We start from the raw sequence: 11,737 nt of genomic DNA, 5'->3' as shown, positions 1-11,737 counted from the left end.
GAAGGGGGGTGGGAGGCCGGCGGTGACGTCCTGGACGACGCGCAGGGTGCCTGGGACTCGGGAACCGATCTGGTCGGCGACGTCGCGGGTGGGTTCGGCGACGCGATCGGCTGGTGAGACTCAGGCGGGCAGGGAGAAATAGCATGGCGGAAGCGGACCCGGTACGGCGCAGGCTGCGGCTGACCGACATCGAGGTCGCGGCGGTGACGACCGTCGGCGCGAGGGACGACGATCCGGCCGGCGGCTCACGACGACTGCTGGCCGAGGCATTGACCACCGCCGGTGTCCTCCACGGTGGTGTGCTGGCCGGCTGGGTCGACCGGCTGCTCACCGTGGTCTCCCGGCCCAGCCTCCGTGTCGCGGTGGAGGTCGTCACCTCCGGCCGGGTGGTGTACCCGATCTGGGCGACGCCACGCGCCGCCGTCGTCGGAGAGCCGGCCGGCGACGGGGCCGTCGACCTCTCGATGGTCGACCCGATGATGATCCCGTTCGTTCTCGCGCAGACCGTCGACCTCAGACGCGGTCCGCCACCCCCGGACCGCCCGCCGATCCGGGTGGGCGGCGACCTGCTGGCGATCGTCGAGCGGCGGCTGGTGTCCGGAGAGGAGCCGGCGGTGCTCAGACGGCTGCTCAGCGCGGATGGCCTGTCCGACGGTGACGCGGCGGTAATGGTCGACGTGGTCCAGCGGCGGCGGGCATCCTGGCGGGCGTCGTCGGTCTGGGCCGACGAATCCGGGCGGCACGGCACCGAAGGGCCGCACGTGTTGGACGCCGGCGACGCGGGCCTGTGGATCGTGACGATCGAGCGGTCCGGGCCGGCCGATGCCACCCAGGTCTTCACGCCCACCGCCGCCACCGCGGTCTGGGCGGAACTGCTGGCCCTGTTGCCCGGTCGGCACACGGCGGACGCCCACGCGACGACGACCGGTGCCGTGGCAGGAGTGAGGAAGAGCGGAGCACCGACATGACGCACAGCGGGTTCGAGGTCGACTGCCGTGCCCTTGAGACGGCCGCCAGGGCCGCCACCACCATCGCCCGGGACATCGGCATGGCCCGGCGGCAGTTCCAGGCGGCGGCCGACGGTGTGCGGACCGGCGCGCCAGGCAGCGCGTCCGCCGCCGCCGCCGCGCAGCTGTCCGGCGGGTGGGGTCACTGGCTCGACAGCCTGCGACAGGCTGCCGAGGAGTTCTCCCGTCGACTGGACCAGGCCGGGGAGAACTACTGCGCGACGGACCTGGGCGCGGCGGGCAAGGTCGGCGGGGCCGCCGGGAGGTCGCCTGGCGGCGGCTCCGGGAAAGGGCCGTCCGGGATACCCGGCGTCCCCGGCGGCGGCTACGTCGGCCCCCACTCCGTCGGCGGCTGAGGCCCCACCGCCGTTTCCGGTCCGGATGAGAAGGTCTGGCCAAACCCCAGTAACAGCCGCGATATCGATGAGTAACGACAGGCGCCCAGCATCGGCGGATGGGGAAACCTCCCGGCCCGCCGACGGCGACACACTGCCCGTACTGCTCACTCCAGTGCGGGGTCAGCATGCGGGTCGCCCCGCCCCGCGCGCCGCTGATCGAGCCGACCGACTTCCCCACCAACCGGGGCGGGCTGTGCGCCAAGGGTTGGAGCGCGCCGGAACTGCTCGACCACCCCGACCGGCTGACCACGCCGCTGGTCCGGACCGAGCAGGGCGACCGGTCGAGCCCGTTCCGTGCCGCCACCTGGGAAGAGGCGCTCGGGCTGATCGTCGACGCGATCCGGCGCAGCCTGCGGGAGCATGGGCCGCCCGGCGTCGGCTGCTTCGGCGGCGGCGGGCTCACCAACGAGAAGGCGTACCAGTTCGGCAAGTTCGCCCGGGTGGCGCTCGGCACCCCGCACATCGACTACAATGGTCGGTTCTGCATGTCGTCGGCGGCGACCGCGGCCAACCGCGCCTTCGGGATCGACCGCGGGCTGCCGTTTCCGCTCGCTGACGTCGCCGACGCGCGCGCGGTGCTGCTGGTCGGCAGTAACCCGGCCGACACGATGCCCCCCGCCATGCAGTACTTCGACGCCGGCCGGGCCGTCGGCGCGGCGCACATCGTGGTCGACCCGCGCCGCTCGGCAACCGCCCGCGGGAGCACGCTGCACCTGCAACCGACCCCGGGCACGGATCTCGCGCTGGCCAACGGCCTGCTGCACATCGCGATCCGGGCCGGCAACCTTGACGAGGCGTACGTGGCCGACCGCACCACCGGGTTCGACGCGGTGCGCGCGGGAGTCGCCGCCTGGTGGCCGGACCGGGTGGAGCGGCTCACCGGGGTGTCGACCGCGGACCTGCGCCGGACCGTCGAACTGCTCGCCACCGCGCCGTCGGCGATGATCCTCACCGCCCGCGGTGCGGAGCAGCACGCCAACGGCACCGACACGGCGCAGGCGTACATCAACCTGGCCCTGGCGTTGGGGCTGCCCGGCAGGCCGTACTCCGGATACGGGACGATCACCGGCCAGGGCAACGGGCAGGGCGGCCGGGAGCACGGACAGAAGGCCGACCAGCTTCCCGGGTACCGGCGGATCGACGACCCGGCCGCCCGCGCCCACGTGGCCCGGGTCTGGGGGATCGACCCGGACGAGCTACCCGGCCCCGGAGTGTCGGCGATGGAACTGCTGAACCGGATCGGCACCGACGGCGGGGTCCACGTCCTGCTCGTGCTCGCCTCGAACATCGTGGTCTCCGCACCGGACCGCAACCGGGTACGGGACCGGCTGGCCGCCCTGGACTTCCTGGCAGTCTCCGACATCTTCCTCTCCGAGACCGCCGCGCTCGCCGACGTGGTGCTGCCGACCGCGCAGTGGGCCGAGGAGGAGGGCACGATGACCAACCTGGAGGGGCGGGTGATCCGCCGCCGCCAGGTCCTGCCCCCGCCGGCCGGAGTGCTCGACGACCTGACCGTGCTGGCCCTGCTGGCCGACCGCCTGGGCCGGGGCCGGTACTTCTCGGCCGACCCGCGGACGGTGTTCGAGGAACTGCGTCGGGCCAGCGCGGGCGGGATCGCGGACTACGCCGGAATCTCGTACGAACGGATCGACGCCGAGGACGGGGTCTTCTGGCCGTGTCCGGCCCCGGACCACCCGGGTACGCCCCGGCTGTTCGCCGAGCGGTTCGCCACCGCCGACGGCCGGGCCCGGTTCATCCGGGTGGACCACCGGGACCCGGCCGAGCAGCCCGACGCCGAATACCCGTACGTGCTGACCACCGGCCGGATCATGCAGCAGTACCAGAGCGGCAACCAGACGCGGCGGGCCCGGTCGCTGAAGCTGAGCGCGGACGACCCGAGGGTGGAACTGCACCCGGACCTGGCGCGCCGGCTCGGGATCGGCGCCGCCGACCTCGTCGAGCTGCGGACCCGGCGCGGCACCGCGGTGTTCCGTGCCGACCTCACCGACGGCATCCGCCCGGACACCGTCTTCGCACCGTTCCACTGGGGCGGGGCGGCCAGCGCGAACGCGTTGACCGATCCGACCCTCGACCCGCACTCCCGGATGCCGGCGTTCAAGGTCTGCGCGGTCGCGGTACGCCGGGTCGGCGACGCGGCCGACCAGCCGGCGGCGCGGCCGCCGGCACCGTCCCCGACCCTGCGCTCCAGAAAGGATGACTGACGTGGTCTCGACACCGAGGTTCCTGCAAGGCGTCTTTCCGTTCCAGGGTAAGGGCATCGACTCACCCGCCCCGCTCGACGGAGCGCTGGTCTACACCGTCCCGATGGGGGTGACGGCGCAGACGGTGTACTTCCGGGGCGGAAACACGACCGGCGAGCTGATCTGCGTACTGCTGATGCGCGACGGCAAGCCGATGCGGTACTTCCCGATCGGCGCCAGGTCGCACGTGCACGTGCCGCTGCGGGTGATCGAGGACCTGGACAGCGGCACGGTGGTCGAGTTGCAGATCGCCGCGCCGGACGGGGTGAGCGGATCGGTCGTACTGGACCTCGGGCTGGTGGAGGTCTGATGGAACGCCTGGTGGTGGTCGGCAACGGCATGGCGGGTGCCCGGACCGTCGAGGAGATCCTCGAACGGGGCGGCGGTGACCGGTTCACGATCACGATGTTCGGCGCGGAGCCGTACGGCAACTACAACCGGATCCTGCTCTCCAACGTGCTCTCCGGTGTCGAGGACGAGGCCGGAATCTTCCTCAACAGCCTCGCCTGGTACGCCGAGAACGGCATCGAGCTGCGCGCCGGGGTGCGGGTGGACCGGGTCGACCGGTTCGCCCGCACGGTGCACGCCGACGACGGCTCGGTCACCCCGTACGACAAGCTGATCATCGCGACCGGCAGCGTACCGTTCGTCCCGCCGATCGACGGGATGCACCACCCCAGGCGCGGCTACCACCAGGGCGTCTTCACCTTCCGCACCATCGACGACGCCCGGGGAATGATCCGGTACGCCCGCGACCACGAACGCGCGGTGGTGATCGGCGGCGGCCTGCTCGGCCTGGAGGCCGCCCGCGGCCTGCAACGGCACGGCGTCGCGGTGACCCTGGTCCACGCGGCGAGCCACCTGATGAACGCCCAGCTCGACGGGCAGGGCGGGGCGATCCTGCGGCGCAGCGTGGAGCAGCTCGGGATCGCCGTCGAGGTCGACGTGAAGACCACCGCGGTGCTCGGTAAGGAGAAGGTGACCGGGGTCGGTTTCGCCGACGGCCGGACCCTCGCCTGCGACATGGTGGTGGTCGCTGCCGGTATCCGGCCGAACACCGAGTTGGCCCAGCGCAGCGGGCTGCCCGTGGAGCGGGCCATCGTCGTCGACGACCACCTGCGGGTGCTCGACGAGCCGGACATCTACGCGGTCGGCGAGTGCGTGCAGCACCGGGGCCAGACCTACGGCCTGGTGGCGCCGCTGTGGGAGCAGGCACGGGTGCTGGCCGACCAGATCACCGGCCGGGACCGCACCGCCGCGTACCACGGCTCCCGGACGGCCACCAAGCTGAAGGTGGCCGGGGTCGACGTGGCCGCGATGGGCATCATCGCGCCGGAACGCGACGACGACGAGTCCGTGGTCTTCGCGGAGCCGAGGCGCGGGATCTACAAGTCCGTGATCATCCGAGACGACCGGCTGGTCGGCGCGACGCTGCTCGGCGACGTGAGCAAGGTCGGCTTCCTGATGCAGGCGTTCGACCGGGGGCTGCCGCTGCCGGAGGAGCGGGTGCGGCTGCTCTTCGACCTCGGCGGGCCACCCGCCGAGGTGTCCGTGGCCGAACTCGACGACGGTGCCCAGGTCTGCAACTGCAACGGGGTCAGCAAGGGCACCCTGGTCCAGGCGGTACGGGGCGGGGCGCGGACCGTTGCCGGGGTGATGGACACCACCCGGGCCGGCAAGGGCTGCGGCTCGTGCCGGTCGCTGGTCACCCAGATCGTCGAGTGGGCCGCCGGCGGTGACGTCGAGGAGGATCCGTCCGCGAACTGGTACGTCCCCGGCGTACCGCTGGACAAGCCGGCGCTGATGGCGGCGATCCGGGCCCAGGGCCTCAAGAGCGTGTCGGCGGTCTTCGACGCGCTCGCCGGCGGCGGGGAGGACGTCCGGAGCAAGATGGGTCTCGTCTCCCTGCTGCGGATGATGTGGGGTGACGAGTACGAGGACGAGCGCGGCGCCCGGTTCATCAACGACCGGGTGCACGCCAACATCCAGCGCGACGGGACGTTCTCCGTCGTACCGCAGATGAAGGGCGGCGTCACCACACCCGCCCAGCTGCGCCGGATCGCCGACGTGGCCGAGCGGTACCGGGTGCCGATGGTGAAGCTCACCGGCGGGCAGCGCATCGACCTGCTCGGCATCCCGAAGGAGGACCTGCCGAAGGTCTGGGCCGACCTCGACATGCCCTCCGGATACGCCTACGGCAAGAGCATGCGGACGGTGAAGACCTGTGTCGGCAGCGAGTTCTGCCGGTTCGGGGTCGGCGACTCGACCGCGCTCGGCATCGCCATCGAGTCCCGGTTCCAGGGTCTGGAGAGCCCCGGGAAGATGAAGCTCGCCGTCACCGGCTGCCCGCGCAACTGCGCCGAGGCGTACGTGAAGGACCTCGGTGCCGTCGCGATCGACGGCGGCCGGTGGGAGATCTACGTCGGCGGCGCGGCCGGCGCCCACGTGCGCAAGGGCGACCTGCTGGCCACGGTCGACACCCCCGAGGAGGTGATCCGGCTCACCGGCCGATTCCTCCAGTACTACCGGGAGGGCGCGAACTGGCTGGAACGCACCTACGCGTTCGTGCCCCGGATCGGCATCGAGCGGCTCCGCGAACTGCTCGTCGAGGACCGCGAGGGGATCGCCGAGGGCCTGGACGAGCGGATGGAGGCCGCCGTGGGCGCGTACCGGGATCCGTGGAAGGAAGGCGCGGACCCGGCGACGCCGGGACAGTTCCGCCCGGCGCTGCCGCTGTTGCCGCTGCCCCGGGTACCGGTGCGGAGCACGCCGCCGGCGGCGGCCAGTTCCGCACCGGTGACGGCAGTCGGTTCCGCCGTGGCTGGTCCCGTGGTGGCTGGTCCCGTGGTGGCCGGCTCCGTGGCGGCCGGTTCCGCCGTAGTGGGTCCCGTCGTGGCCGGGGACGGTGACCGATGACGGGGCCGGTCACCGAGTTCCGGCTCGGCCGCGCCGACGCGCTGACCGTGGGCGAGGGCCAGGCGTACGCGGTCGGCGACGAGATGGTGGCCGTGTTCCTGTTGCGCTCCGGTGAGGTGCGGGCCGTCTCGGCGGTCTGCCCGCACGCGGGGGGTCCCATCGCCGACGGGCTGGCCGACGCCGAGGTCGTGATCTGCCCGCTGCACCAGCACGTGTTCGACCTCGCGAGCGGCTGCTCGAGGACCGGCCAGCCACCGCTGACCAGCTATCCGGCCCGGATCGACGAAGGCGAGCTGGTCGTCTCGGTCCCGAAGCCCGCTCCGGCCGACCGGGCCGAGCCCGACTCGCATCCCCGACCCGAGGTGGAGTCACGACGATGACCGACAGGTCCACGCGCGACCCGGCCGCGTCGGTGGAACCGCTCGACGAACACACTGTCGCCTGCCGGCATGGATGGGCTGCCGAGGTCCGGGATCGGGTCACCGGTCGAGGTAGGCCAGCACGGCGAGCACTCGGCGGTGGCCGCTGCCCGCCGGGGGCAGGCCGAGCTTGGCGAACAGCGTGTTGATGTGGTTGCTGACCGACTTCTCGGTGATGACCATGTGCCCGGCGATCGCGGCGTTGGTGCGTCCCTCGGCCATCAACCGGAGCACGTCCCGCTCCCGGGGCGTGAGCGTGGCGAGGGTGTCGCGCCGGTGTAGCAACTGGGCGACGACCTCCGGATCCATCACCGTACCGCCGGCGGCGACCTGACGGATCGCATCGACGAACTGGCGTACGTCGCCGACCCGGTCCTTCAGGAGGTACCCGACCGCGCCGGCACGGTCGGAGAGCAGTTCCCGGGCGTAGAGCCGCTCGACGTACTGGGAGAGGATCATGACGGGCAGGCCGGGTACCTCGGCGCGGGCGGCGATGGTGGCGCGCAGCCCCTCGTCGGTGAAGGTCGGCGGCAGCCGTACGTCGACCACGGCGACGTCCGGCCGGAGCGAGACGAGCGCCTCGACCAGTCGTGAACCGTCATCGACGGCGGCCACCACCTCGAAGCCGTACGCGGTCAGCATCCGGATCAGCCCGTCCCGCAGCAGTAGCTGATCCTCGGCGATCAGGACCCGCACGGCAGTTCCATGACCAGCACGGTGGGCCCGCCCGGCGGGCTGGTGATGTCGAGGGATCCGTCGAACGCGGACAACCTCCGTTGGATGCCACGCAGCCCGCTGCCGCGCGCCGGCTCGGCGCCACCGGCACCGTCGTCCCGGACGGTGATGTGCAGCGCCTCCCGACGGTCGGTGACGGTGACCTGGATGCGTGTGGCGCCGCTGTGCCGCAGCGCGTTGCCCAGCGACTCGGCGATGACGAAGTACGCCGCTGACTCCACCGGCGCGGCCAGCCGTCGGTCGAGTCGCAGATCCAGCTCGATCGGGATGCCGCTGGTCAGCTTCAGCGCCAGAGCCTGGACCGCCCCGGTCAGGCCGCGATCGGCCAGCACCGGCGGATGGATGCCGCGTACCAGGTCGCGGAGTTCCATCAGGGCGGCGCCGACACCGGCCTTCGCCTCGGCCACCAGGACCTTGGCGCCGGCCGGGTCGGCGTCGATGACGTCCTCTGCCATGCCGAGGTTCAGGGTCGCCGCGACGAGGCGTACCTGGGCGCCGTCGTGCAGGTCGCGCTCGACACGGCGTAGCTCCACGGCGGACGCGTCGACGGCAGCGGCCCTGGTGGCAGTCAACCGGTCCACCCGGGCGGAGAGCCGGGCGGTGGACGTGGGTCCCAGCAGCGCGCCCGCCAGCCGGGCCTGGCCGGCGAGGAGGTGCCGGGGCAGGCGGTAGGCGAGCACCACCAGTCCGACGCCGACCGGCACCATCAGCCAGGTCAACGGGCCGGACCTGCCGGTTATCTCCAGCACCACGGGATCGAAGCTCGTCCGGGTCGGCAGCAGCGCCCGCAACAACGGCGCGACCAGGAACTGCGCGGCCGCCAGCCACAGTCCGATTCCCAGCGCCAGACTGAGCAGACCCACCGGAAGCTGGCACAGCAACCAGACCAGGTCCCGCCAGGTGGCCCGGTCGCCGAACATCGTCCGGGTCCGGGCGAGTACGCCCCCGGACAGCGGCGCGTAGGGGGACGGCACCGGTGCACCCAGCACGGCGGCGGCACGGTGGCGTTGCAGGTCGGCCAGTCGACGGGTCAGCCACACGGCGCCGACGAAGAGCGGGATGCCCAGGCCCGCCACCAGGCTCGACGGCACCGAGACCAGCGTCAGGGCCAGCAGGAACGGCGCGGCCAGCCCGATGGCCGTACCGACGGTCAACTGCCCGAACTCGCCGGCCCCGCGTCGGAGTTCCTGCCGCATCCTGATGACTCTTCCCGCCGTGATCTGGACGCCAGGTAGTACGCCCACTTACCGCACCGGGACCAACGGTATGGGCCGCACCGACCGGAGTCGATGCGGCGGACCCCCGGATCCGTCCAGGTGTCTGCACCCCCACGACCTCGGGGGCGATGGCCCTGGTCGGGGCGGGACGAGCAGCCGAGGCTGAATGCCGCGAACGGCGCTTTGCCGGACGCGTCGACTCCACCTGCAGAGGATGGCGCCAATGCGGCACACCACGGCTCCTACGAGCGGAGCGGGTCGAATCGGGGAGGCCACCGTACCCAGACAGGGTCGGGTTGGGTTTCTGCCGCAGATCCTGGCGGCTGTGGCCGTAGTCGGCTGTTCGGTCCTTGTCGTCCCGGCCGCCCCCGCGAACGCCGCGCCGGACGGGCTGAGCGCCACCGAAGTGTCCTTCGTCGGCGTCGGTGGCGTGGTCCTGCACGGCACCGTCCTGGCGCCGGTCTCGACGGCACGGCCCCGACCCGCCGTTGTCATGCTGGAGGGAGCGGGCAATCGCGGCAGACGGGAACTGCGCCTCGCGGCCGAGGCGTTCGCCCGGCGGGGGATCGTGACCCTCACCTACGACAAGCGGACCGAGGGCTACAACCTGCTGCGCCGCGACTATTCGGTGCTGGCCGACGACGCGCTCGCCGGCCTGCGGCTGCTGCGGTCCCGCGCCGACGTCGATCCGGCCCGGCTCGGGATGTGGGCGCTGTCCGAGGGGGCGTTCGCCGCACCACTGGCCGCGAGCCGTTCGACCGACGTGAAGTTCCTGATCACCGTCGGCGCGGTCGGCATGACCCCCGCCGCCCAGACCGCCTCGTGCTACGACGAGCGGTTGCGGCATGCCGGCGTCTCCGGGTCCTTCACCCACACGATGCGGGTGACCGCGGTACGGATGACGATCGGCGCGGGCCTCTTTCCCGAGGCTCTCTTCGATCCGGCGCCGGCCTGGGCCCGGGTACGCCAGCCGGTCCTCGCCCAGTGGGGGGAACTCGACCGCGAAGCCCTGCCGAGGGAGAGCAGCCAGATCATCCGGCGGGCGTTGGATCGGGGCGGCAACAGCCACTACACGATCCGGTTCGTTCCCGAGGTCCGGCACAACCTGTACGTCACCGCCAACGGCGGATTCGACCGGCTCGCCCGCATCCCGGCCACCTACGGCGACTACGAGGCGTCCTGGATCGACGGCCTGACGGACGCCCTGCCGAACGCGAGCGTCGACCCGGCGCCGCCCCAGCACGCTCCGAGCCCCACCTTCACCCCGCTGGCCTGGTACGAGTCGCCGTGGCTCCACCTCGCCGCTCTGCTGCTGTTCGTGGTGGCCTTCGCCGGCTACCCGTTGACCGCCGCCGTACGTCGGTTCCGTGGCCGGCGCGGTGCTCCGCCGGTACGCCGCTCCGCCCGCTGGCTGGCCGCCACCGGCCTGGTCACCACGACGGGCTTCCTGGTCTATCTGTTCTTCGTGCTGGCCACCGCGGCGAGCGCCGTCGGACCGGTGCTGATCGGCCGACCGGTAGCCTGGCTCGTGTTGCAGGTACTCGCCGTCGCCACCGTCGTGGCCACCGTCGCGACCGCCCTGTCATGGCGTCGCCACCGTCGCGACCTCGCTTTCCCCGACCGGCTTCGACTCGGCCTACTCGCCGCCGGCGGCCTGGCGTTCGTACCCTGGGCGACCTACTGGGGGCTGCTCCTGCCGTGACGACCACCGTGGGTACGGCGGGCGATGGCGAGTCGCCGGAGGACTCGCGGCGACTCGCCATCGCCCGCCGTCCGTATCTCGGAAATCGGAGCCTTTTGGCTTGGGACGGCACCGGTCGGTGGCGTTACGACGACTATTCGGCATTACGAAGTGTCGCCACTCGACCACTATGGATGATCTAGTCATGGGCCAAGACTGCGTCGGTGACCTATCAATCGCACGACCCGTCCGGGTACGCGGCGGGACGGTGGCAATCGATGCATCAGCCGCCGGCCGGAGCGCCGTCCCGGGTCGGGGTACCTCCATCGCGAGCGGGCCTGCTCGGTCGACTCGGCCCAGGGCAGAAGGTCGCGCTCTTTGTCGGTGGGCCGGTGCTCTCACTTCTGATCTGTTGCGGCGGGCTGGCGGCGATTGGGAACAGCGTCGATCCCGACCGCGATGCGGCAAGCACCTCCCCGCTGGCGGATCCGTCCGCGCCGAACACGCCGCCTTTGTTGTCGTCGAGTACTCCCGCGACTGACGCCTCGGAAGTCGCGAGCCCCGCGCCCACCTCGGCGAGCCCCGAGCCCACCTTGGCGAGCCCCACGGGCGAGAAGCGGAAAATCACCGAGATCCGCAGTATCCCGTTCGGGGAGCGGACCGTGAAGGACTCCTCCCTGGCCAAGGGCAAGCGCAAGATTCGGACTGCGGGAGTGAAGGGGGCGAAGACCCTTACCTACGAGGTCACATATGTCGACGGCGTGCAGACCGGCAAGAAGCTTGTCAAGGAGGTGGTGACCAAGCGGCCGGTGACCCAGGTCGTGGCGGTCGGCACGAAGGAGGGCCGGCAGTGCGATCCGAACTACAGCGGCTGCGTGCCGATCGCCAGCGACGTCGACTGCGCGGGTGGCAGCGGAGATGGTCCGGCATACGTCAGCGGCCCGGTGAGGGTCATCGGCGACGATGTCTATCGGCTCGATCACGACAAGGATGGCTACGGTTGCGAGGACGACTGACCTCGGACACCGGCTTCCCGCTGGTCGCCCGGGTCAGCCTGTGGCCGACTAACCGCTCCACTGCACGCGGGTAGGTCGCTGTCCGAC

At 71.9% G+C, this 11,737-nt stretch carries 10 protein-coding genes; 8 read left to right on the top strand and 2 right to left on the bottom strand.

What is annotated here, in order from left to right; genetic code table 11:
- The first annotated feature begins 143 nt into the window (after positions 1–143).
- The 6 genes from I0C86_RS08225 to I0C86_RS08205 all read left to right on the top strand — a co-directional run bounded on the left by I0C86_RS08225 (position 144) and on the right by I0C86_RS08205 (position 6,962).
- Positions 144–968 (top strand): hypothetical protein, encoded by an 825-nt coding sequence (locus tag I0C86_RS08225; RefSeq protein ID WP_196200611.1) that lies wholly within the window; start codon positions 144–146, stop codon positions 966–968.
- Positions 965–1,363, top strand: a complete 399-nt coding sequence (locus tag I0C86_RS08220; RefSeq protein WP_196200610.1) for a type VII secretion target — start codon at positions 965–967, stop codon at positions 1,361–1,363. Before I0C86_RS08225 ends, I0C86_RS08220 begins: the two co-directional genes overlap by 4 nt.
- Before the next feature lie 98 nt (positions 1,364–1,461).
- A complete protein-coding gene (locus tag I0C86_RS08215; protein WP_230393777.1) occupies positions 1,462–3,627 on the top strand; it encodes a molybdopterin oxidoreductase family protein in 2,166 nt (721 codons plus the stop codon).
- Between the two features lies 1 nt (position 3,628).
- Positions 3,629–3,976: a molybdopterin oxidoreductase gene (locus I0C86_RS43075; RefSeq protein WP_323373531.1), complete on the top strand. Its 348-nt coding sequence runs from the start codon at positions 3,629–3,631 to the stop codon at positions 3,974–3,976.
- Entirely contained in the window at positions 3,976–6,582 is a 2,607-nt protein-coding gene (nirB, locus tag I0C86_RS08210) for a nitrite reductase large subunit NirB (RefSeq protein WP_196200609.1), read from the top strand. Before I0C86_RS43075 ends, nirB begins: the two co-directional genes overlap by 1 nt.
- A complete protein-coding gene (locus I0C86_RS08205; protein ID WP_196200608.1) occupies positions 6,579–6,962 on the top strand; it encodes a Rieske (2Fe-2S) protein in 384 nt (127 codons plus the stop codon). Before nirB ends, I0C86_RS08205 begins: the two co-directional genes overlap by 4 nt.
- Positions 6,963–7,061: 99 nt before the next feature.
- Here I0C86_RS08205 and I0C86_RS08200 read toward each other — a convergent pair whose 3' ends face one another.
- Both I0C86_RS08200 and I0C86_RS08195 read right to left on the bottom strand, forming a co-directional pair.
- Positions 7,062–7,697, bottom strand: a complete 636-nt coding sequence (locus I0C86_RS08200) for a response regulator (RefSeq protein ID WP_196200607.1) — start codon at positions 7,695–7,697, stop codon at positions 7,062–7,064.
- A complete protein-coding gene (locus I0C86_RS08195) occupies positions 7,685–8,932 on the bottom strand; it encodes a sensor histidine kinase (protein WP_196200606.1) in 1,248 nt (415 codons plus the stop codon). The genes I0C86_RS08200 and I0C86_RS08195 overlap by 13 nt, the downstream gene beginning before the upstream one ends.
- 346 nt (positions 8,933–9,278) lie before the next feature.
- Here I0C86_RS08195 and I0C86_RS08190 point away from each other — a divergent pair, with 346 nt between their 5' ends.
- Positions 9,279–10,655: an alpha/beta hydrolase family protein gene (locus I0C86_RS08190; protein ID WP_196200605.1), complete on the top strand. Its 1,377-nt coding sequence runs from the start codon at positions 9,279–9,281 to the stop codon at positions 10,653–10,655.
- Positions 10,656–11,026: 371 nt separating this feature from the next.
- On the top strand, positions 11,027–11,650 hold the full coding sequence (locus tag I0C86_RS43070; RefSeq protein WP_323373530.1) for a G5 domain-containing protein: 624 nt from the start codon (positions 11,027–11,029) through the stop codon (positions 11,648–11,650).
- Positions 11,651–11,737: the final 87 nt, after the last annotated feature.

The sequence above is a fragment of the Plantactinospora alkalitolerans genome (genome assembly GCF_015690345.1).
Taxonomy (GTDB): Bacteria; Actinomycetota; Actinomycetes; order Mycobacteriales; family Micromonosporaceae; genus Plantactinospora; species Plantactinospora alkalitolerans.
The sequence above is the reverse complement of the archived record's forward strand: the minus strand, read 5'-3'. Positions and strand labels throughout refer to the sequence as shown.